At 65.6% G+C, this 20,960-nt stretch carries 18 protein-coding genes and 5 pseudogenes; 7 read left to right on the plus strand and 16 right to left on the minus strand.

The window, feature by feature from the left end; genetic code table 11:
- The 3 genes from glmU to ATB1_RS08075 form a co-directional block, all read left to right on the plus strand.
- Positions 1–1,150: bifunctional sugar-1-phosphate nucleotidylyltransferase/acetyltransferase (gene glmU, locus ATB1_RS08060; protein WP_042663177.1), on the plus strand; the 1,150-nt coding region annotated here is incomplete at its 5' end.
- Positions 1,151–1,291: 141 nt separating this feature from the next.
- Complete coding sequence (locus ATB1_RS08065) at positions 1,292–2,653, plus strand: response regulator (RefSeq protein ID WP_241768139.1); 1,362 nt, start codon at positions 1,292–1,294, stop codon at positions 2,651–2,653.
- Positions 2,654–2,867: 214 nt separating this feature from the next.
- On the plus strand, positions 2,868–3,311 hold the full coding sequence (locus tag ATB1_RS08075) for an Rrf2 family transcriptional regulator (RefSeq protein WP_042663181.1): 444 nt from the start codon (positions 2,868–2,870) through the stop codon (positions 3,309–3,311).
- An 11-nt stretch (positions 3,312–3,322) separates the two neighbouring features.
- Here ATB1_RS08075 and ATB1_RS08080 read toward each other — a convergent pair whose 3' ends face one another.
- The 3 genes from ATB1_RS08080 to ATB1_RS08090 form a co-directional block, all read right to left on the minus strand.
- A complete protein-coding gene (locus tag ATB1_RS08080; protein ID WP_042663182.1) occupies positions 3,323–3,691 on the minus strand; it encodes a helix-turn-helix domain-containing protein in 369 nt (122 codons plus the stop codon).
- A 150-nt stretch (positions 3,692–3,841) separates the two neighbouring features.
- A complete protein-coding gene (locus tag ATB1_RS08085) occupies positions 3,842–4,198 on the minus strand; it encodes a hypothetical protein (RefSeq protein WP_042663184.1) in 357 nt (118 codons plus the stop codon).
- A gap of 89 nt (positions 4,199–4,287) precedes the next feature.
- Complete coding sequence (locus ATB1_RS08090; RefSeq protein WP_042663186.1) at positions 4,288–5,064, minus strand: DICT sensory domain-containing protein; 777 nt, start codon at positions 5,062–5,064, stop codon at positions 4,288–4,290.
- A 159-nt stretch (positions 5,065–5,223) separates the two neighbouring features.
- Between ATB1_RS08090 and ATB1_RS08095 the strand changes: the two genes are divergently transcribed.
- The gene (locus tag ATB1_RS08095; RefSeq protein WP_042663188.1) at positions 5,224–5,457 is read left to right on the plus strand and encodes a hypothetical protein; all 234 of its coding nucleotides are present in this window, start codon (positions 5,224–5,226) and stop codon (positions 5,455–5,457) included.
- Positions 5,458–5,517: 60 nt separating this feature from the next.
- Here ATB1_RS08095 and ATB1_RS08100 read toward each other — a convergent pair whose 3' ends face one another.
- The 5 genes and pseudogenes from ATB1_RS08100 to ATB1_RS08120 form a co-directional block, all read right to left on the minus strand.
- The gene (locus ATB1_RS08100; protein WP_042663189.1) at positions 5,518–6,078 is read right to left on the minus strand and encodes a helix-turn-helix domain-containing protein; all 561 of its coding nucleotides are present in this window, start codon (positions 6,076–6,078) and stop codon (positions 5,518–5,520) included.
- 191 nt (positions 6,079–6,269) lie between these two features.
- Positions 6,270–8,087: pseudogene (gene glmS / locus ATB1_RS08105) on the minus strand (glutamine--fructose-6-phosphate transaminase (isomerizing)).
- Complete coding sequence (locus ATB1_RS08110; RefSeq protein WP_042663191.1) at positions 8,087–9,256, minus strand: sugar phosphate nucleotidyltransferase; 1,170 nt, start codon at positions 9,254–9,256, stop codon at positions 8,087–8,089. The pseudogene glmS and the gene ATB1_RS08110 overlap by 1 nt, the downstream one beginning before the upstream one ends.
- Before the next feature lie 457 nt (positions 9,257–9,713).
- Positions 9,714–10,368: pseudogene (locus ATB1_RS08115) on the minus strand (hypothetical protein).
- 460 nt (positions 10,369–10,828) lie between these two features.
- Positions 10,829–11,362 carry a hypothetical protein gene (locus ATB1_RS08120; protein WP_042663193.1) on the minus strand — a complete coding sequence of 178 codons (534 nt, stop codon included), beginning with the start codon at positions 11,360–11,362 and terminating at the stop codon, positions 10,829–10,831.
- 349 nt (positions 11,363–11,711) lie between these two features.
- Between ATB1_RS08120 and ATB1_RS08125 the strand changes: the two genes are divergently transcribed.
- Together ATB1_RS08125 and ATB1_RS08130 are read left to right on the plus strand one after the other, a co-directional pair.
- Positions 11,712–11,990: a PadR family transcriptional regulator gene (locus ATB1_RS08125; RefSeq protein WP_004978148.1), complete on the plus strand. Its 279-nt coding sequence runs from the start codon at positions 11,712–11,714 to the stop codon at positions 11,988–11,990.
- A 592-nt stretch (positions 11,991–12,582) separates the two neighbouring features.
- Complete coding sequence (locus tag ATB1_RS08130) at positions 12,583–13,005, plus strand: hypothetical protein (protein WP_042663194.1); 423 nt, start codon at positions 12,583–12,585, stop codon at positions 13,003–13,005.
- A gap of 47 nt (positions 13,006–13,052) precedes the next feature.
- Here the strand turns inward: ATB1_RS08130 and ATB1_RS08135 are convergent, their stop codons facing one another.
- From ATB1_RS08135 to ATB1_RS08150, 4 genes and pseudogenes are all read right to left on the minus strand, one after another.
- Entirely contained in the window at positions 13,053–13,664 is a 612-nt protein-coding gene (locus tag ATB1_RS08135) for a nitrous oxide reductase accessory protein NosL (protein WP_042663195.1), read from the minus strand.
- Positions 13,665–13,780: 116 nt separating this feature from the next.
- Positions 13,781–15,068, minus strand: a pseudogene (locus tag ATB1_RS08140) (phosphoglucosamine mutase).
- A 223-nt stretch (positions 15,069–15,291) separates the two neighbouring features.
- Positions 15,292–15,607 (minus strand): annotated as a pseudogene (locus ATB1_RS08145) (HalOD1 output domain-containing protein).
- A gap of 176 nt (positions 15,608–15,783) precedes the next feature.
- A complete protein-coding gene (locus ATB1_RS08150) occupies positions 15,784–16,425 on the minus strand; it encodes an NADPH-dependent F420 reductase (RefSeq protein WP_042663198.1) in 642 nt (213 codons plus the stop codon).
- Between the two features lie 183 nt (positions 16,426–16,608).
- Here ATB1_RS08150 and ATB1_RS08155 point away from each other — a divergent pair, with 183 nt between their 5' ends.
- On the plus strand, positions 16,609–17,133 hold the full coding sequence (locus tag ATB1_RS08155) for a hypothetical protein (RefSeq protein ID WP_241768141.1): 525 nt from the start codon (positions 16,609–16,611) through the stop codon (positions 17,131–17,133).
- A gap of 85 nt (positions 17,134–17,218) precedes the next feature.
- Here the strand turns inward: ATB1_RS08155 and ATB1_RS08160 are convergent, their stop codons facing one another.
- From ATB1_RS08160 to ATB1_RS08175, 4 genes and pseudogenes are all read right to left on the minus strand, one after another.
- Positions 17,219–18,529 (minus strand): MFS transporter, encoded by a 1,311-nt coding sequence (locus ATB1_RS08160; RefSeq protein WP_042663199.1) that lies wholly within the window; start codon positions 18,527–18,529, stop codon positions 17,219–17,221.
- A gap of 48 nt (positions 18,530–18,577) precedes the next feature.
- A pseudogene (locus ATB1_RS08165) lies at positions 18,578–19,010 on the minus strand (chemotaxis protein CheW); the annotation flags it as partial.
- A 7-nt stretch (positions 19,011–19,017) separates the two neighbouring features.
- Positions 19,018–20,061 (minus strand): methyl-accepting chemotaxis protein, encoded by a 1,044-nt coding sequence (locus ATB1_RS08170; RefSeq protein WP_042663201.1) that lies wholly within the window; start codon positions 20,059–20,061, stop codon positions 19,018–19,020.
- 280 nt (positions 20,062–20,341) lie between these two features.
- On the minus strand, positions 20,342–20,960 hold a 619-nt coding region (locus ATB1_RS08175), incomplete at its 5' end, for a metal ABC transporter permease (RefSeq protein ID WP_042663202.1).

Below are 20,960 nucleotides of genomic sequence, written 5' to 3' on the forward strand. Positions count from 1 at the left end.
CGTCGCGCACACCGCCGACGCCGCCGTCGCGGCCGGCGCGACGGACATCACGCTCGTCGTCGGCTACGAGGCCGCTGACGTGCGTGACTACTTCGGCGACGAGCGCGGCGGTATCCCGGTCGAGTTCGCCGTGCAGTCGGAACAGCGCGGAACGGCCGACGCGGTCCGCGCCGCGGCCCCTCATCTCGACCCCGACGAACCGTTCGTCGTCCTCAACGGCGACGCGCTGTACGACGTGCCGTCGCTTTCGACGCTGTACGAGGGGACGCCCGCGGTCGGGTCGTTCCGCGTCGACGACCCGAGTTCCTACGGCGTCCTCGACACCGACGACGAGGGCTTCGTCACCGGCGTCGTCGAAAAACCTGAGCACCCGCCGTCGGACCTCGTTAACGCCGGTGCGTACGTCTTCCCGGCCGAAGCCCACGGCTGGCTCGACGTGGACGAGAGCGACCGCGGCGAACTCGAACTGACCGACGTGCTCGCGGCGACCTGCGAGGCCTACGACGTGCGCGGCGTCGCGTTCGACCGCTGGCTCGACGTGGGTCGCCCGTGGGAACTCCTCGAAGCCAACGAGTGGAAACTCGGCGAACTCGAACCGCGAATCGACGGCGACGTGTCCGAGCGCGCCGAACTCGACGGACCGGTCGTCGTCGAGGAGGGCGCGACGGTCCGCTCCGGCGTGGTCATCGAGGGGCCGGTGCTCGTCCGCAGCGGGGCCACCGTCGGGCCGAACGCCTACGTCCGCGGGCACACGCTCGTCGGTGAGCACGCCAAGGTCGGCCACGCGGTCGAGGTGAAAAACAGCGTCCTGATGGAGGGCGCGACGGTCGGCCACCTCTCGTACGTCGGCGACAGCCTCCTCGGTCGCGACGTGAACTTCGGCGCGGGAACCAAGGTCGCGAACCTCCGCCACGACGGCGAACCGGTCCGGCAGATGCTCAAGGGCGAACTCGTCTCCTCGGGCCGTCGGAAGTACGGCGTCGTCCTCGGCGACGGGGTGAAAACCGGCATCAACGCCTCGCTGAACGCGGGCGTCAGAATCCCGACCGGCGGGACGGTCAAACCCGGCGAGTCCGTGCTCTACGACCGCATCGACGACGGCGCGAGCGGCGAGACGGACGGCGACTCGCCGACCTCCGACGACGACTGACCGAGACGCCGCGAGAACGCCCGCCTCACCAGTTCATGACACCAAGATAACATTTAATTCTCCAAACAGTTATCAGACACAACAGCGAAGAATCACGACAGTACATGGACGGGAGCCGAGGGGGAATCACCGACGATACGCGTGCTCTACGTCGACGACGACGAGGGGCTGTTGGCGCTGACGAAGCGGTTTCTCGAATCGACGGACGACGGTATCGAGGTCGAGACGACCGACTCGCCGCGGCGGGGGCTGGCGCTCCTCGAGAGGGAGTCGTTCGACGCGGTCGTCTCCGACTACCAGATGCCCGAGATGTCTGGTCTCGAACTCCTGTCGGTGCTCCGCGACGAGCGCGGCTCCGACATTCCCTTCGTCATCTTCACCGGGCGGAGCCGCGAGGAGGTCGCCATCGAGGCGCTGAATCTCGGCGCGGACAGCTACCTCCAGAAGGGCGGCGACCCGACGGCGCAGTACGGTGTCCTCCGGCAGACACTCGTCAGAATCACGGAACACAGGCGCGCGGAGCAGCGGCTCCGAGAGCGCGAGGCGCATCTCCGCGTCACCCTCGACTCCATCGCCGAGGGCGTCGTCGCCACCGACGCCAGTGGGACGGTCACCCAGCTGAACCGAACGGCCGAGGAGATAACCGGCTACGACGCCGACGTCGCCGTGGGCGAGCCGCTTTCTGACGTGTTCCACCTCGTCGACGCGGAGACCGGCGAACGCATCGACCCGATGCAGCGCGTCGCCGAGGCGGGCGGACCGGTCGAGCTCGGCGCGGGAACGAAACTCGTCACGAGCGACGGCGACGAGCGGTACATCGAAGACAGCATGTCGCCCATCAGGACCGACGACGGGGAGGTCGAAGGCGTCGTCGTCGTGTTCCGCGACGTGACCGAGGCGTACCGCGAACGGGAACGGCGAGAGCGCCAACGCCGGGCGCTCATCGACCTCGCGACCGACGAGACGGTCATCGCGGGGTCGTTCGAAGACGCCCTCCCGCGCATCACCGAGACGATGGCGACGGTGTTGAGCGTCGAGCGGGCGAGTGTCTGGCTGTTCGACGACGCCGAGACGCTCCGGTGTGTCGACCAGTACGACCAGGTATCGGGCGAGCACACGGCCGGGGCGACGCTAACTGCGTCAAACTACCCGTCGTACTTCGAGGCGCTGGCGGCGAATCGGTCGCTCGGCGTCGACGACGTTCAGACCGACCCCGCGACCGCCGAACTGCGGAACGGCTACCTCGAACCGAAGGGCATCACGTCGATGCTCGACGCGACAGTCAGGTCGGGCGGCGAAGTCGTCGGCGTCGTCTGTCACGAACACGTCGGCGAGCCGCGGCAGTGGCGGACCGACGAACTGCGGTTCGCCGCGGAGGTCGCCGACAACGTGGTCATCGCGCTCATGCGGGCGACCGACGTCGACGCGCTCCCGGCGACCGCCGAGGAGGACGGGGCGGGGGAGGCGAACGCGGACGAGAGCGCTGACGAAAACGAGGAGTGAACCGACCGACGCCGGGTCGACCCGCCCGAGTCGGCCGACGCCGGGTCTACTTTTCGTCCGTTCGGAACCCCATCCGGTCAGTTCTCGTGACCGAATTCGAATATCGAACCCCCGATTTGGGTCGGGGGTTGAAAAACGTCGATTCCACGGAGAATCCGGCGAAATCGGCGCATCACCGTGAAATCTAAAATGCCCGTAGCTCCAAAGAACGTGTATGTCGAACAGCAGCCGATTCGTCGTCGCGACGCACGTGCTGACTAACTTGGCGGTGCGGAGCGACGAACGGCTGTCTTCCGACCGTCTCGCGTGGAGCGTCAACACGAACCCGGTGGTCATCCGTCAGCTTCTGTGTTCGCTCCGGGAGGCGGACCTCGTCGATTCCAAGCGCGGCCCGACCGGCGGTTTCACGCTGGCCCGCGAGCCGGACGCCATCACGCTTCGCGACATCTACGAGGCGGTGGAGGACGCCGAGCCGTTCTGCTTCCACACGAACGAACCGAACGACGAGTGCACCGTCGGCGAACACATCCAGCCGGTCCTCGGCGAACTGCTCGAACCGGCGATTCAGGCGATGCTCGACGAACTCGACTCGGTCACCGTCGCGGAAGTCCACGAGGAGATTTTCGAGACGGCAGAGGGCGACCCGCTCGAAGTGTAGAATAGCTGCGCTCAGGCCGTCGACTGGACCGTTTCGGCTTCGGCCGACTCTTCGTGCTCGGCGTCGAGCCACTCGGTGGCCCACTCCTGAATCTCGTCGAACACCGGGCACAGCGAGACGCCCTTATCGGTCAGCGAGTAGTACGTCGCGACCGGTGCGTCCTCTTCCATCCGGCGGTCGACGAAGCCGTGTTCCTGCAGGTCGTCGAGAACGCGAGAGAGCGTCCGCGAACTCGCGCCGGTCGAGCGCTTCAGTTCGTTGAACCGCTTTTCACCGTCTTGGAGGTCGTGGAGGACGATGAGACGCCACTGCGACCCGATTTGCTTCAGCGAGTTGATGATGGGACAGGGGGCGTCGTCGAGGTTCATATCCGTGGCCATACACCCACCTCGGTTCCGACCCTCTTTAGCGGTTCGGTCAGTTTACCTGCTTTCGAAACGTTACCTGATTCGTCTGCGGACCGAGCGACTGGCCGACCAACCGACGACCACCAATCATCGACCGACTGCCCCGCTTGACCGACTGCCCGCTCAGGCGAGCAGCCGCGAGAGGAGGAGGAACACGCGCTTGAGGTTCTTCGAGAGGCTCGACTGGTTCTCCGAGAAGAGTATCACCTCATCGTCTAGCGCGTGAATCTGCAGGCACCGACCTCGATCGGACAGGTCCTTGAGTTCGACTCCTCGGACCGAGTCGAGCGGGACGATGAGGTAGCGGTACTCTTCGTCTTGGATGTCGGCGTTACAGTGGTCGCCGTAGACGTGGATGCTCCGCTCCGTGACCGCGAGTTCGTAGCCGATGTAGCTCATTCCGGCGATTTCGGCTCCGGCGCGGCCGCCCTTGACCTTGCCTTTCAGGTGCGAGGCGTCGAGGAGGATTCCGTCAACCATACCGCCCGGTTCCCGGCGGGCGTTCGTAAGTATTCGCGCCCAGTTCTCCGAATTGATTCTGTGGGCGAACGAAAAGGAGTAAACCCGAGTCAGCGGCTGGCCTTCGGTCGAGCAGTCATCTGACGACGAGAGTCGGTGTCGCCCGAGCCATCGGATTCGATAATCGAGTACGACGAGACGAGGTGGTTAACGATGTAGTCGACCGTCGAAGGGTCGTACGTCCAAAAGCCGGTGAAGCCGAACCCCGGTTCGGTCTCCTCGGCGACGAGCGCGCACTTGTAGTCGCCGACGCCGTTGCCGTCGTAGGCGACGAACCAGGAACGCTGAATCTCGTCGGAGCGCGCGAGGTGCAGTTGGAACTGGTCGGCCTGCGGGACCTCGCCGTTCGGGTAGATGTACGCGTGGACCGAGAGGTCGTCGCGGCCGCCGAGACGGCGGTACGTTTCGAGTTGGGGACGGAGGTTCCCGCCGGACTGAAAGCCGGAGTGAAGTTCGCCCGCGCCGACGCGCCACGCGCGGTCCTCGATTTCGCGGGTGGCGTTGAGCATCTGCTGACGGTCATAGGAGGTAAACAGCGTCTCGTCGAGGTGGTCGAGAATCGGCGCGTACGAGTCGCGTTCGAACCCCGGTTCGACGTCCTCGGGGCGCGTGAGGAGGTCGTCGACCGAGACCGCCGTGTGGAACTTGTCGCCGGTCCCCAGCACCGCGTAGTTCGAAGGGCCCTCGTCGGAACTCGCAGACACCACCGAGACGTTTCGATCCGCAAAGTGCTCGGCGAGTCGCTCGACGACGCCGGGAGTCGGATTGAACACCGTCAGTGTTCGCTCCGAGGCGGCGACGCCGGAGATGAGTTCGCTGAGAGACATTACCGGGGAAACGCTACACCGGGTTATTATTCTTTGCAATAATAAGGTGTGTGAGATTCGACGATTCAGTACGCAAAAACCGAGTGACTCGTGGGGAAGGGAGTCACTACCGCGACGAAACAGATTCCTAACTATCCCCCACAAGCGTGTACATTCAGTATGATTTCCGACGCCCCTCACACCCGATCGCCCGTGGAAGTCGACGACGAGTCCGGGACGGACGCCAGTTCGTGGTTCACCGCCGAGGTGCCGGATATCGTCGCCGGGCTCGAAGCCTCGCAGTCCATCGGACCACTCACCGCCGCGGCCGCCCACGAACTTATCGCGGTCGGACGCGCAAGGGACGCGCTCGCGCTCGTTCTCGGCGAAGTCGACGGGTCGTGGCGGCGGTAGGACAGCGAGAGCCCGCGAGAAGGCGACGCGGTGAACGAACCAGAATCGGCGGTTGGCGGACTACTCCTCACGCGAATTCGTGTCTCTGACGTACAGTTCCACCAGCGAATCGAGCAGGTGCGGTGCCAGTCGGAACCGAACGTCCACGCTGTTCTGCTCGCGGTCGTACGCGAGCTGTTGGACGTCTATCGCGGCCAGAAGCGTGCGCATCGCGTCGACGACGTAGTTGCTCGACCCCGCCTCGACGCGGAGGCTGTCGCCGAGGTGAATCGAGAGGCCGTCGACGACCGTCTCGTAACACGTCTTGCTCGGTGCGTTGACTCGCTGCGTTCGCTCGACGAGCCCGAGGCTCGAAAGCGTCTCGAGGCGGCGGTAGATGGTCGATTCGGAGACGTCGCAGTTCTCCGCGAGTTCCTCCGCGGTCATCGGCCCGCGGTTGCACGCCAACAGCACGTCCCGCGAGACCTCGTCACCGAGCGCGTCGAGGAGGTCGTCGTCGGACGACTCGGGAGGGATGTCGGTCTCGTCCGCCGCCGGGGACGCGTCGTTCTCGTCGGTCAGTGGGCCCGGAGGGTCGTCTGCGGCCGAAAGAACGTCGTCCACGAGGTCGCGTCGGGTCATCGCGTGTTACCTGAACGCGGGCAGGTAATATGTAATCGGTGCCTACAGTCGAGATAATATTCACTTATCGCCGAACGTTCGTAAACACCTGAAAATAACGGGTCGAACGCCAAAATCGAGCGTCGACGGCGGATTAACGGGAGCAAAATACGGGGAGTCGGTGGGGCCACCGCGTCACGTCGCCGCGCTGCTCACTCGACGGTGACGCACTTGGCGAGGTTACGCGGCTTGTCGATGGGCCGTTCGAGCAGGTCCGCCGCGTGGTACGCGACGAGCTGGAGCTGGACGTTGGCGAGGACGCCGGCGATGTCGGAGTGCGTGTCCGGAATCCGGAGCACGTGGTCGGCGAACTCGGTCACCTCGCCCGTGCGGTCGCTCGTGATGGCGATAACGGGCGCACCGCGGGCCTGGACCTCCTTAACGTTGCTCAGCGTCGCCTCGTCTTCATGGCCGGTGAAGATTGCGAACACCGGCGACAGCGGCGTGACGAGCGCCAGCGGCCCGTGTTTGAGTTCCGAGGCGGCGAACCCCTCGGCGTGTTCGTAGGATATCTCCTTGAACTTCAGCGCGCCTTCGAGGGCGACGGGGTGGGCGACCCCGCGGCCGATGAAGAAGTACGCGTCGCTGCCCTCGTACTCGATGGCGATTTCGCGGGCCATCGAGGTGTCGAGCACCTCCTGTACGTCGCCCGGGAGCCGCGAGAGGGCCTCCATCAGGTCGCGCGCGGCGGGCGACTTCGCACCGGTCACGTCCTCGACGATGCGCTCCGTGAGGAGCGTCAGCGCCGTCACCTGCGACGAGAACGTCTTGGTGGCCGCGACGCCGATTTCCGGGCCGGCGCGGATGAGCAGTTCGTCGTCGCACTCGCGGGTTATCGACGAGCCGACGACGTTCGTGACCGCGAGGGTCCGCGCGCCGGCGGCGCGGGCGCGGCGCACGGCGTCGAGGGTGTCTGCGGTCTCGCCCGACTGGCTGACCGCGACGACGAGCGTGTCGGACGTCACCGGCGGCTTGATGACCGAGTACTCGCCGGCCATGAACGCGTAGGCGGGGATGCCGCGGGAGTTGAGCAGCGACGCCGCGTACATCCCGGCGTGGTGCGAGGTGCCCATCGCGAGGAGGTGGACCTGCTACACGTCGGCGAACGACTCCGGCGGGAACTCCTCTAGTTCGACGCCGCCGGCGTGGGTGTTCAGGCGGCTCTGGGTGGTCCGCCGGAGCGCGCCGGGCTGTTCGTGAATCTCCTTGTACATGTAGTGCTCGTAGCCGCCCTTCGTCGCCGTCTCGGGGTCCCACTCGACGTGTTCGACGGGGCGGTCGACCGCGCGGCCGGCCGAGTCGGTGATGTCGTAGCCGTCCGAGCGAGTGACGACGAAGTCGCCGTCGTGGAGGTAGACGACGCGCGCCGTGTGCTGGATGAACGCGGGCACGTCGCTGGCGAGGTAGTACTCGCCGTCGCCGACGCCGAGGACCAGCGGCGACCCCGAGCGGGTGGCGAAGATGGCCTCCTCGTCGCCGATGATGGCCGCGATGGCGTAGCTCCCCGAGAGACTGCCGACCGCGGCGCGGAACGCCTCCTCGGGGGTCGCGCCGTCGCGGAGGTTCTCCTCGATGAGGTGCGGGACGACCTCGGTGTCGGTCTCGCTGCTGAAGACGTGGCCGCGGGCTTCGAGGTCGCTTCGGAGCGACTGGAAGTTCGAGATGATGCCGTTGTGGACGACGGCGATGCGGCCCGACTCGTCGGTGTGGGGGTGGGCGTTGCCGTCGGTGACGCCGCCGTGGGTCGCCCAGCGAGTGTGGCCGATGCCGTAGTCGCCGGCGATGGGGTTCTGCTCGACGGCCGCGACGAGTTCGGAGACCTCGCCGACGCGCTTCGTCAGCGAGATGCCCGAGCCGTTTTTCACGGCGATGCCGGCCGAGTCGTAGCCGCGGTACTCCAACCGCTGGAGTCCGTCGACGAGCGAATCGACCGAGTTGTCCGCGCCGATGCAGGCGGTGATTCCGCACATCAGTGAGTCACCTCCACGCGCTCGCGAACGTCGCCGTGTAAGACCGTGCCGGGGCCGACGACGGCCTCCGCGCCGACGCGACTACCCGCTGTGAGCGTCACGTTCGCGCCGACCTCGGCGCGGTCGCCGATGATGCTGCCGAGACGGCGGTCGGTGTAGAGCCGGCCTTCGAGGATGACGTCCGCCCGGCCGCCGGGGGAGACGACGCCGTCGCCGACGGTCGCGCCGGGGCCGACAACGGAGTCGCGGAGGACGACGCCCGCGCCGATCCGCGCGTCGGTCGAGAGGATGGAGCGCTCGATGACGCTGTTCGCGCCGACCGACACGTTGTCTTGGAGGCACGAGCCGGCGCTGATGACCGCGCCCGGTCCCACGTCGCAGTCCTCGCCGACGACGACGTGGTCGCCAACGAGCGCGCGCTCGTGAATCCGCGCCGACTCGGCGACTGCGGAGTCGTGTCTGCGCGCGAGGAGCGTCTCCGTCACGGAGAGGAGTCCCCACGGGTGCGAGGGGTCGAGCCAGCCGCCGTTGACGAGGACGGACGTGACGTGCCCGTCGAGGTAGTGAATCACGTCGGGAAGCCGCGTCTCGCCGTCGTGCGGTGGGATGCGCCGGAGCGCTTCGAAGACGGCGTCGTCGAAGACGTAGACGCCCGCGTTGACGAGGTATCCCTCGCTGTCGACGGCGTGTTCGTCGATGTCGGCGATGCGGCCGTTGTCCTCGACGACGACGCCGTACTCCTCGGGCGTGTCGGACTCGGCGACCGCGACCGTCGCCACCGAGTCGGTCGTCGAGAAGCGTTCGAGCACCGCCGAGACGATGTCGGCGTCGACGACGTTGTCGCCGTTGCAGACGACGAAGGGACCGGAGACGAGACCCTCGGCGAGGAGGAGCGCGTGGCCGCTGCCGAGACGCGAGTCCTGGTGGACGAACTCGATGTCCACGTCCGAGTAGGTCGCAGAGAGATGCGACTGGATGCGGTCGGCGCGGTGGCCCACGACGACGACGGCATGCTCGATACCTGATTCGAACAGCGCGTCGAGGACGTACTCGATGACCGGCCGGTTGGCGACCGGGAGCATCGGCTTCGGTTGGAAGGTGGTGAGCGGGCGGAGCCGTCGCCCCTCGCCGGCCGCGAGGACGACCGCCTCGGTGATACGGTCGTTCATTCGCGCCCTCCCGCGAGCGACGGACGTTCAGAACGTGGCCGTGACGGTGAGTGAGTCATAGAGGGAACAGGGACGGCGACGGGGATTGTTATACAGAGGGTTCCCCGAACCGGTCGCGCGTTAGGGTCGCGTGTGAGACTGTTGCAAACGGCGAAAGCCAGCTTAAATCGGAAGGGAAGCGGGTTCGGACGCTCCTAATCAGTGGGGCGTTCTCCCAGCGGTGTCGACGCGCGCCGAAGCCACCACGTCGGTTGCACGGTCTGCGAATCGAACCCGCGAGTCGAGAACGGGAACGGGAGCGCGAGAATCAGAAGCGGAGTGGGAGGGAGAGAGCGTCTGAGAGAACGACATCGACGGGCGAACGGCGAACAAGGCCGCCGCTGTCAGAACGCAGACCGAAGTAAAATCCGAGTTGTTCGTTGAGTATCGTTCGCGACGCGGGCTCGTGGGGGCCGACTCAGAGGTTGAGGCGGTCCTTGTACGACTCCATCGCGGTGATGGCCATGAGCGTCGCGGTGCTCAGCACGGCCCAGCCGGCGGCCGGAATCGTGTTCGAGACCGGGGACGCCGAGCAGGCCGGCGGAGACGGTCGCGGCCACGCCGGCGGCGATAGCAAGGTTCCGTTTCGGCGACGCGGCGAGCGGCGCCGACTGCTCGTCGTCGGTCTCGGTGCTGACGACGTCGCCGTCGAGGTACTGGTCGAGCTGCTTCGCGGTGTCGAGAAGCGTGATGTCACCGCGGTTCTTCTCGAAGTCGACGATGCCCGCCGAGTCCATCTTCGGCAGGTGACATTGGTACAGACCGATGTACACCCGCTTTCGTTGACTCGACGACAGCGCCTTTATCTCGATGCCGTTTTCCTTCGCGGCGATGAACTCGGCCATGTCGCCGAGCTTCGCCTCGCCGTCGTTCTCCTTGAGGTACCGGAGCGCGTCGCGCCGGCGCTGGTTCTTCAGAATCTCGAAGACGATGTCCTTCGAGAGCGCTTCGATTTCGGGTTGTTGTTGCTGCTGTTCGGAAAGCGCGTGAGAACCACCAGTCGTCTCCGCGAGTTGTTCGTTCGTCGTCTGGTCAACAACGTCGGTGTCAGCTTGTAATGAATCGGTAACCATTGTTCCTTCCTCCCCCACTGTGTAGTCGGGTGCTACCGAATGACGTGGTCAGTCGAGAGGGGAGACCACGTGACGTTTGCACAGACCACAACCTTTGGATGCGCCCCACCAAGCGCGCCCCCAGATTCAGAGGGTCAGCGAGTTAATAGGTTAAACGAGGATATATACTTGTCTGAGAATCCCACACTCTGATTTCTCCGACTATTAGGATCGCAAAATCTGCGAGTAAAGTAGTTGTAACAATCTATACTAACTCAGACTTTCAATGTATCCGACAGTAGCATTGTACTACCGGGAAGCAGTAGCGTAGCCCGGTTTTTCACCTGCGAGAATCGCAATTGGACGCGTCACCAAACTCGACTGAGAGTTAAGTTCACGGATACGATGATTCGGCAGTAGCACCGACTGAGAATACGCGAGGGCTCCGGAGTAGCTGTCCACAACGTCGCGAGGTGACGGGTTATTCCACGAGCGCTTCGAAAGCGTCGGCCGAGGTACCCTCGCGTTGCTCGGAGAGGTACTGCGCGAACACCAGCACGAGGAGCGCCGCGGAGACGAACACCGCGATTGCGCTCCACGAGACGAGCGCGAATCCCGGAAGCCCCGCCCACACTCCGAGGATGAGCACCCAACTGAGCGCGCCGAGAAGCGCGTAGTACCGACTCCACGACTCGCGCGCGTCGGATTGCATCCAGAAGAACCCCCGCTTGGCGACGTTCGAGACGAGTTCGACGGACCGCTCCTCGTCGTCGTAATCGACCAGTCCGGCGCTCTCGAGCTTCGGGAGGTGCGTCTGGTACAGCGAGATATACACGCGCTGTCGCTCTTCGTCGGTCACGTCCTCGACCGCCGTGCCGTTCTCTCGAGCCGCGACCATCGCCGCGAGTTGCTTCAACGAGATTGCTTCGCCCGCGCGGTGAAGGAAGTAGAGAATCTGCCTCCGGCGCGAGTTACTGAGGATGCGAAAGAGCTCGTCTTTTGATAGTGTTGTCATCGTCGTGTTCGGGGGCGGTCCTCGCACGCGATGCGAAAGGGGGAGCCGACCCGGTTGAGTCGTAGTACACCACAACCGACCTTTGTTATCGTGACGTTTCCGGGAGGCACTGACCGAGTTTCTAACGAGAATTAAGCTCATCTTCACGGGATATTTACTGGGCTGCAGACGGTCAGCGGGAGGGAGTTATCTCGGTCTCGGAGATGATTACGTATCCCGTCGGTTTCGAGAAAAGTCCTCGCATCGGAACGGGAGCAAACTCGCGACAGCGGCGGTAAGGAACCCAATTGTCCAGTATAGAGGTGGCTAACAATACCCGATGGAGGCGATACTTAGATTCGAGACAACAATGTTCGAATTGACAGGCTTCCAGCGCGACCTGCTGTACGTGATTGCCGGCGCAGAGCGCCCGTCCGGGCAGGAGATTAAAGAGATGATCAGCAAGGACGTCGGGGAGGTGAACCATGGTCGGCTCTACCCGAACCTCGACGCCCTCGTCGAACAGGGGTACGTAAACAAGGGACAGCACGACCGTCGGACGAACTTCTACGAGATGTCCGAGAAGGGCCGCGAGTCCATCGTCGAGCGCCGAGACTGGGAAGACCGTCACGTCGGATTTCTCGGATAGCACGCCGCCGTCCCCACAGCTGAGCGACGAACCGTCCGTTCGAACACCCGAGGGCGCGAGTGGGACGCTCGCCCCGGAAGAAACCGAAGACGAGAACAACTCGTCGCTGGTGGCCGCATCGGTCCCCGCGGTCTCGTTCGGTCCTCCCCCCTTTTCCGCGCCGATTCGAGCCGAGCGACTGCACCGGCGCTGAGCCGACCGTATTCGGCGAGGCTCGACGCCCGCCGCCGCGGCTCCCGACCCGTCCGCCGCGGTTTCGAGGTGCATAGACGCTCGGACGACCGAGAGAGCGGCCGCAGTGAACGCCACCAGAGTATCTATCAGAAGTTAGTACATTCGGTCGTCGTCAAAAATATCAAAAGAAGTACATTCAAATCGACACCGCAAATCGGACATTAATGCAGCCATAAGAAACGGATTAATTCGAGAATAAGAGGCCGCCATCGGTCGTTTTTCTGGTCAAATTGAATCACCAAAATCCGTCGGTAATTCGAACAATAACGATAACAATAGTATCGTCGGTAGATATTCATGTATTCCTACTAATGTAATTATCGCAACATTTATGGGTGTAATCCGCAACCCCTGAGACATGGTAAGTGAACGGTCCACCGGGCAGGACCCAGAAACGACGACGACTGACGACGACGTCGGTAGACGCAAGTACCTCGCGCTGTGCGGGTCGGTATCGGCCACTGGTGCACTCGCGGGGTTCTCTGGGCTCGGCTCGGCGACGGAACAGGCCGACGAACCGGTCGACGACGACGGGCACACGCTCGTCGTTGCGGGCACCGGTCCCGTCTCTTCGTTCGAAGTGACGGTCAGCGGCTCTATCTCACCGCTCCAATCGAACGGCGCGCTCAGCACGACTGGGACGGTCGGTCCCGCCGCCGAGGGAACCGTCGACGACGACTCGCGGCGCTACCAGTTCGCGGGCGACATCACCAACTTCCAGTCGACCGACGCGGTGTCGGTCTACGTCGACGGCGTCCGCATCCCCAACGACTCGTTCTGAGGCCGTCGGAAACCCCGTTGTTTTCGAAGCGACCGACAGCGGCGGCGCTACGAGCGCATGTAGCCGCTGAGCCACTCGGGCGTCACGTCGTCAAACGATACGGTTTCCCCGCCGTGTTCGGCGACGAACTCGTCGGCGTCGGACTCCGACGAAAAGGGAATCAGGTCTTTACCCATGCCTCCGAGCACGTCGCTTTCGACGACGTACGCCATCTCGGTGGCGTCACCGAAGGTCTCAGCGCCGGTGTGAGTCGAGATGAACGTGTCGCCGCCCTCGGTCGAGAGCTCGTAGTCGACGGTCGAGTAGTCCGTGACGTACACCGCTGTCGCCTCCCAGCCCTGCTCTCGGTGTTTGAAGTAGTACGGGAACAGCCCCATGCTGAGGGTGTGGAACCACGCCGGGTTGTCGTGGCCCTCGGGCGCGTTGTCGCGGTAGAAAACCTGTCCGTTCGGGCCGGCGTGGAGGCCGATGACCATCCCGCCTTGGTCGTCTTCCTTCCCGCCCGAGAGGTCGACCGGTTCGGGCGTCGGCCCCGCGTTCGAACCGCCGCCGAGACAGCCCGCGAGGGCCGCGAGCGCGCCGAGTGAAACGGCTTTCGTCGCGGCGCGGCGCGTGAGCAAGCCCATCGAGGAGTCGTGCGGCGGAGAGTCGTCGTGCATCGTCGCTCTGTGCGGAGGTCGGGCGTCACGGTACATAAACCGTGAGAACGGTCGCTCGCGTGCGCGAACTGAACTACCCCGGCCGAGGAGGCGGACGGGTCACAAAAGCGAGCGGGTCAGGCGACGACCCGCGCGCCCTCGACGAGCGAGCGAACGTCCGCGAACAGGCGGTCAGCGTCCTCCTCGTCGCGGGCCTCCGCCGTGATGCGGACCAGCGGTTCGGTCCCGCTGGCGCGGACGAGGAACCAGCCGTCGTCGGTGTCGACGCGGATTCCGTCGATGGTGTCGACTTCGTCGTACGTCGCGTGGATGTCGCGGGCGACGCGGTCCATCGCCTGGTGTTTGTCGTCGAACGAGAGGCTCGCGCGGCGGGTGGCGTACGCCGCCCCGCCGAGATCGGCGACCTGTTCGGACAGCGGCGCGCCGCGGGCCACGAGGTCGGCGAGTTTGAGCGCCGCGTAGTGGCCGTCGGGTGCGAGCGTCTCGTCCGGCCAAATCCACGCGCCGGAGGGCTCGCCGCCGAAGACGTAGCCGGGTTCGGCGACCGCCTCGGCGACGTGGACATCCCCGACCGGGGTGTAGGTGACGCGCCCGCCGGCGGATTCGACCACGTCCTGCACGAGGAGGCTCGTGTCGACGGGGACGGCGACGGCGTCGCCCAGGGAGACGGCGTCGCGCGCGAACAGCGCGAGCAGCGCGTCGCCGGGGACGTACGCGCCGGTCTCGTCGACCGCGACGAGTCGGTCCGCGTCGCCGTCGTGGGCGAGTCCCACGTCCGCGTCGAGCGCGGGAACGGTCCGGCGGAGCGCAGTGAGCGTCTCGGCGTTCGGCTCGCTCTTACGAGCGGGGAACCGGCCGTCCTGCTGGCCGTCGATGGTGTTGACCGTCGCGCCGAGTTCGTAGAGCGCGTCGACCGAGACGCGACCCGTACCGTTGCCGAGGTCGAACGCGACGGTCACGTCGTCGAGGTCGTCGAACGACGAGACGAGGTGGTTCACGTGGCGAGCCGCGGCGTCGGGCCACTCGCGCTCCTCGCCGAGTTCGTCCCACGGGGCGAGCGACACCTCGTCGCGGTTGAGCCGGTGGACGATGTCGCGCGTCTGGGCCTTGTCGAAGGCGCGGCCGCTCGGCGTCCAGAGCTTCAGCCCGTTGTCCGACGCGGGGTTGTGAGACGCCGTGATACCGATGCCGGCGTCCGCGCCGGCCCAGCCGACCGCGCGGGCGACGACCGTGGGGGTCGAGACGACGCCGAGGTCGGACCACGTTCGCGCCGCACTCGCGGACGCCGGCGCTCACGGCGTCGGCGAGGACGTCCCCGCTGAGGCGGGCGTCCTGCCCGACGACGACGGTGCAGGCGTCGCAGCCGACCGCGCGGCCGATTCGAAGGGCGAGTTCGGCGGTCACGGTTCGGCCAACCGGACCTCTGATTCCACTCGTTCCGAACATACCGTGGGAGACGGTGACAGGACGTTTTGGTATATTTCGCCTACTGTCACGAACGGGCGGTCAGGCGGTACCTACTGGAAGGCGGCGAATCGCGAGGTCGGCGTGACGAATCGCGGGACTGTGTCGCCACTCGCCGGGTCAGGTGAGCGGTAAGTGGTCGGCGATTAGGCGGTGAGTCGCCTCACTGGAGGGGCTGGGCGTCGCCGATGGGGACCACTTCGATAGAACCGAGCGCGTCGAGCGTCACGCGGTAGCCCGCGTAGGAAAACGAGAGGAGCGCGTCTTCGGAACAACCGAACACCGTTTCGAGGGCGTCGGGGTCGATAGTCTGTGCGAGCGGCGGGAGCTGCGTCGGTCGGACGCCCTCGATTGCCGCAATACTCAATACAACGTTCGTGCTTAGGAGCTCGGAAGTAGTCGCGGTCGACACGGTATGACCCGGTCGCCTCGTCGTACGTCACGCGCGAGTCCTTCCAGTCGTTCGTCTGTGCCATCATGGGTGCCTTAACAGGCGTCTGTGTGCGATGGTTCCCCTTAAATCCATGCTATTTGTGAACAGTTGTAATTCGTGAACGTCACGGAAACGGACGGGTACGGCCGTGATACTCCGTGAGCGCAATCTGGTGCTCGCCATACAAAATCAAAAATCGTGATGGTTGCGCAGGTGCGACGGTCAGCCCTGTCGGGCACGAAGCGTTCGGACGGTCTCACGCGCCTCTTCGACCGTGATTTCGCGCTTGTAGAGCGCCGAGCCGGGTTCCAGTAGTTCGCCGCCCGGGACGAGACCGCCGACGTCGACCGGGCCGAAGCCGATATCGCGGATGAGGTCGGCGACGCACGCCTTGGCGTCCGAGTCGTCGCCGGCGAGGAAGACCGCGAGGCGTTCCGATTCGGGAAGGTCCGGGTGACCGAGGTCGCGGAGCGTCTCCCAGTGGATGGTGTTGAACGACTTGACTAGCTTCGCGTCCGGGAGCTGAGCCGCGACGAGTTCCGAGGAGGTGTCGTCGCCGAGGTCGATGACGTGGAAGTTCTCCGTGTAGGGGTTCATCGCGTCGACCACGATTTTCTCCGCGAAGTGGTCCGCGTCGGGCAGCGACTCGCGCTCTCGGAACGGAACGGCGAGGAAGACCACGTCGCCGAACCGAATCGCTTGCGTCGGTTCCACCGCGCGAAGTTGCGGGCCGAGCGTCTCGGAGAGGTCCGTGAGCGACTCGACCCCGCTGTCGTTGGCTATCGCAACCTCGTGGCCCTTCTCCACGAAGAGCTGTGCCAACGTTCCACCGAGCCGGCCGGCGCCGAGTATCCCAATATCCATGAACAAAGATGTATGTTAACAAAGTTGAATCTTTGTGTGGCCAGCGGGACCGCGAGCGGCCCCTCTAACTCGGGTTATCCTCATCGTAATGTGCTGCATAACCGCATCAGACCTTCTCTATCCCGGAATCTTCAGTCATTCAGTACAATCATAATTTAGTATATATGTGGCGTTGGAAGCGACATGAACAGACGAACATTCCTCGGCGGCGTCGGAACGAGCGTGGTGCTCCTCTCGGGCTGCCTCGGTACGGAGGGTAACGCGCTCGACCCGGCGGCCGACCAGAACGACGACCCAGCCGGCGACGAACAGCCCGCGAGACAGGCGACCGACTCGCCCGAGCCGACCCCCGAGCCGACGACCGAACAGCCCGCCGAACCGACACCCGAATCGACGCCGGAGCCGACGACCGACGCTCCCGAAGACCGCATCGACTTCGAGCGCGAGGACGACGACCCGGACGTCGTGGGCACGCTCCTGACCAAGGGGCCCGTGCCGGGCGTCGTCGTCTCCTCTGACCTCCCGTACGCGAAGGCGTGGCAGAACTACGCTGAGACCGACGAGGAGGCTGGAGACCTACCGCGTCGGGCTCTCCGTGGACACCGCCTCGCGCATCGGGCGGCTGAGCGTCGTCGGTCGGGTGTACGACGCCGAGGGCGATCTCGTCGCCGAAGACACGGATGTGAGCAACAACGTCCCGGCGGATAAGAACGCGCTCATCCACCTCGTCTTCGAGGGTGACCTCGACGCGATGTACTACTTCGAGGTCGACCTCGTCGTCCCGAACTGAGCGTCAGGCCCCGCCGGCGTACGCCTCGAACTCTTTTCCGCGCAGGGCGAAGTAGACCACGCCGACCACGCCGACGAGCGACGCGACCGAGAACGCGAGCGTCGGGTCGCTCGCGTAGAGCCAGCCGCCGAGCGCCGCGCTCGGGATGACGATGGTGTTCCGCACGAGGTAGTACGCGCCCGTCACCCGCCCGCCGGCGTTCCGCTCGGCCGGGCCGACGATGAGCGCCTTGTGCGCGGGGAGGCCGGCGAACCGGAGCCCCGAGAAGGCGAACAGGGCGACGACGACCCACTGGTCCGCCGGCGCGAAGATGAGGAGGACCGGAAAGATGGCATACACTGCGAACCCGAGTCCGACGACCGGCTTGAGCCCGGTTCGCTCGGCGAGCTTCGAGACGGGGAGCTTCGTCAGGAGCGCGACGACCATCTCGACGCCGAGGAGGACGCCGAAGAAGGCGTCCGGGCGGAGCGAGACGCCGAACCCGGTAAATCCGACTTGGAGGAACTCCGTGACGACGATGACGAAGAAGACGTACACCATCCCGTTGGCGAACCGGATGAGCGTGTCCGCGACGAGGAGCGGGCGGAGCGTCTCGGGGAGCGACCGGAGGTCGTCGCGGAGCTGTGCGAGCCCCTCGAACGACTTGCCCAGCGAGTCCCCGCCCGCGTCGTAGAGGACGTGCTGGGCGACGGTGGCGACGATGCCGAAGGCCGCGGCCACGACGAGGACGTACCGGAAGCCCTCGACGAACGTCGCCGTCGCCGCCAACAGGGCAGCCGCGATGAGCGGCCCGAGAAGGAAGCCGACGCGGCGGAAAATCTCGGTGCTGGCGAAACCCATCGCCAGCCGCTCCGGTGGGACGCTCTGTTTGACGATGGCGAACGTCGCGCCGAGGCCGAACGACTTCCACGCCTGCGTGAGAAACAGCCCGACGAAAATCCAGAGCCACGGTTCGAGCGAGACGCCCGCGAGCGTCACCTCGGGAACCTGCGGGGCGACGAACCAGAAGAGAAAACCGGCCGACGAGACGGTTCCGAACAGCGTGAGCGAGAGGCGCGACCCGAGGCGGTCGGAGAGCGCGCCGCCCGGATACGGGTACAGCGCCCCGATGAGGTTGCCGACGCTCCCGTAGAGACCGACCACGGTCGCGCCGGCCCCGAGCACCCGGAGGTACTCCGGAACGTACCGGCCGGTCATCTGAAACGAGAGGCTGAACGCGAACATCGCCACCGAGAGGACGAGCACGTCGCGTTCGAGTCCGACGAACTGCCGAAAGGAATCGAAGCTATCGACGGCGTCCCGACGTGTACCCATCGTCCGAGTGGTTCGCGGGAGCGCTCAAGAAAGTACGGTGCGGTCGGCCTATTCGTCGACCGGCGGGTCGACCCAGACGACGAGGCCGTCGTCGCCCCTGACGACGCCGCGGGTCAGGTCGTCGCCGAACGGCGCGTCGTCGACGCTCTCGGGGTCGACCGCCGTCACGCGGTCGACCTCGTCGACCAGCCAGCCGAACACGGTCGCGTCCTCGTCGGCGGCGTCGAAGACGACGACGCGGGAGGCGTCCGGGTTCGACCCCACACCGAGGAGCGAAGCCGTGTCGACGAGCATCGTCGTCGCGCCCCGGTAGTCCATCGCGCCGACGACGTGCGGCGGCGAGTCCGGGAGCGAGCGGGTCGGACTTGCGGTCGATGATCTCGGTGACGACATCAAGGGCCACGCAGTAACGCTCCTCGCCGATTTCGAATTCGAGGACCTGCGTCGGTTCGTCGAGCGCCGCGTCGGGCGCGTCCGTGAGCGGACATCTACGCGCCCCGGGCGGAGCGCCCGTCTTCGGCCGCGTCGAGTTCGTCTTCGAGGTCGTCCACCTCGTCGTCGATGTGGCCGACGAGGAGCGCGACCTCCGAGATCTTCGCCGTCTGCTCTTCGGTGGCCGCGGCGACCTGGTCGATTTCGCCGGCGACCTCTTCTGCGCCCCGAGCGGTCTCGTCGACGAGGCTCGCCACCTCCTCGGTGCTCGCGGCCTGCTGGTCTGTCGCGCGGGCGACCTCCTCCGCGCCGGCGGCGGCCTCACCGACCGCAGAGTCGATGTTCCGGAGGGCGGAGACGGCCGCGTCGACCTCCGAGATGCCGTCGTTGACCTCCTCGTTCGCCTCCTCGATGTTGCCGACGGTCGTCTCCGTCGTCTCCTGGATGTCGCCGACGACCGCCTCGATTTCGGAGACGCTGTCGCGGGACTGCTCCGCGAGGCTCTTGACCTCGTCGGCGACGACGGCGAAGCCGGCTCCCGCCTCCCCGGCCCGGGCGGCCTCGATGGAGGCGTTGAGCGCGAGCAGGTTCGTCTGGTCGGCGATGTCGTTGATGACCTCGACGACGCTGTCTATCTGGTCGACTTTCGCGCGGAGGTCGGTGATTTCGTCGTACACGTCGGTGGTCACGTCGTCGACGGTCTCCATCGCGTCCGCGGCGTTGTCGGCGGAGCTTCGACCCTCGGCGGCGAGGTCGCGCGCCTGGTCGCTCATCGCCTTCGTCTGGTCGGCGCTGGAGGCTATCTGCTCGACGCTGGCGCTCAGGTTCGACACCTCGCCGGCGACCTCATGCATGTTGGTCGACTGGTCGCCCGCGAGGTCGCTTATCTCCTGTGCGCTGACGGCCACGCTCTCGGAGGCGTCGGAGAGTTCGGCGACGGCCGTACCGATTTCGTCGGTCGCGTCGTCCACGTCGTCCACGTCGCCGAGGACATCGTCTGTCGCCGCGCCGGCGGCACCGGGACCGGAATACGCGTCGTGCTGTCGGGAGGTAGCCCCGTCTCCGGCGGCCGGCTCCCGTTCGTTTCGCTCGAATTCCATACGAACGAGTGTGGGAGTAAAGTGATAAGTATTCGCGAACAGTATCAATAGAGATAATCGTAAATTGCCGCTAATCGCCTCAAAACGGCCAAAAATAACGGATTCGAAATTGGTATTGCAGGATAAATACCACACTACCGACGCTGACAGAACCAGAAATCGTCGGTTCGTTTAAAAATCACTTGTCCGGTCAAGGTCGTGGATTGCGGTGGGGGCTCTCCGGAGTCGTTCCAGAGTCGCCGCGACCGGGGTTCGGTGGGAGGGCCGAAACGGGGGCTGTTCAGGCCAGTCGGTGCCCGGCGGCGACGGCGACGAAGCCCGCGAGCGCGACGAGGACGATGGAGCCACCGGCAGCGAGCCCGTAGAGGTACGCGACCGTGACGCCGGCGACGCCCGCGAGTTCGCCCGCGAGAACGCCGTACAGGAGTGATTGCTTGAAGCTTCGCCCGAGCCGCGAGGCGGTGACGACGGGGATGACGAGCAGCGCCGCGACGAGGATGACGCCCATGATTCGCATCGCGCTGACGACGACGAACGCGGTGAGAATCGACAGAAGCGTGTTGACGGCGCGGACGTGAAGCCGCGACGCGCGGGCGGCGGTCTCGTCGAACGTGACGTACACGAGCGGTCGGTAGGCGACCGCAACCGAGCCGACGACGACGAGTCCCATCGAGACGAGAAGTCCCACGTCGGCCCGCGAGACGGTCGCCAGCGAGCCGAACAGGTACTGGTTGATACCGACCGAGATACCGCCGCCGGTCAGCGAGATGAGCACGCTCCCGAGGGCGAAGCCGCCGGTCAGGACCATCGCCAGCGCGGCGTCGCTCCGGGCGTCGGTGTACTCGATGAGCGCCTGCACGACGAGCGCCGCGACGACGGCGACGACGAGCGCGCCGAGG

It is taken from the genome of Haloferax sp. ATB1, from assembly GCF_000730175.1.

Bases quoted from the DNA above. Each gene is read 5' to 3' on its own strand.
- ATB1_RS08155 (WP_241768141.1), top strand. From the start codon at position 16,609: ATGAACAGACGAACATTCCTCGGCGGCGTCGGAACGAGCGTGGTGCTC.
- ATB1_RS08160 (WP_042663199.1), bottom strand. From the start codon at position 18,529: ATGGGTACACGTCGGGACGCCGTCGATAGCTTCGATTCCTTTCGGCAG.
- ATB1_RS08095 (WP_042663188.1), top strand. From the start codon at position 5,224: ATGATTTCCGACGCCCCTCACACCCGATCGCCCGTGGAAGTCGACGAC.
- ATB1_RS08090 (WP_042663186.1), bottom strand. From the start codon at position 5,064: ATGTCTCTCAGCGAACTCATCTCCGGCGTCGCCGCCTCGGAGCGAACA.
- ATB1_RS08085 (WP_042663184.1), bottom strand. From the start codon at position 4,198: ATGGTTGACGGAATCCTCCTCGACGCCTCGCACCTGAAAGGCAAGGTC.
- ATB1_RS08135 (WP_042663195.1), bottom strand. From the start codon at position 13,664: ATGCACGACGACTCTCCGCCGCACGACTCCTCGATGGGCTTGCTCACG.
- ATB1_RS08170 (WP_042663201.1), bottom strand. From the start codon at position 20,061: ATGGAATTCGAGCGAAACGAACGGGAGCCGGCCGCCGGAGACGGGGCT.
- ATB1_RS08125 (WP_004978148.1), top strand. From the start codon at position 11,712: ATGTTCGAATTGACAGGCTTCCAGCGCGACCTGCTGTACGTGATTGCC.
- ATB1_RS08080 (WP_042663182.1), bottom strand. From the start codon at position 3,691: ATGGCCACGGATATGAACCTCGACGACGCCCCCTGTCCCATCATCAAC.
- ATB1_RS08100 (WP_042663189.1), bottom strand. From the start codon at position 6,078: ATGACCCGACGCGACCTCGTGGACGACGTTCTTTCGGCCGCAGACGAC.
- ATB1_RS08120 (WP_042663193.1), bottom strand. From the start codon at position 11,362: ATGACAACACTATCAAAAGACGAGCTCTTTCGCATCCTCAGTAACTCG.
- ATB1_RS08130 (WP_042663194.1), top strand. From the start codon at position 12,583: ATGGTAAGTGAACGGTCCACCGGGCAGGACCCAGAAACGACGACGACT.
- ATB1_RS08075 (WP_042663181.1), top strand. From the start codon at position 2,868: ATGTCGAACAGCAGCCGATTCGTCGTCGCGACGCACGTGCTGACTAAC.
- ATB1_RS08110 (WP_042663191.1), bottom strand. From the start codon at position 9,256: ATGAACGACCGTATCACCGAGGCGGTCGTCCTCGCGGCCGGCGAGGGG.
- ATB1_RS08150 (WP_042663198.1), bottom strand. From the start codon at position 16,425: ATGGATATTGGGATACTCGGCGCCGGCCGGCTCGGTGGAACGTTGGCA.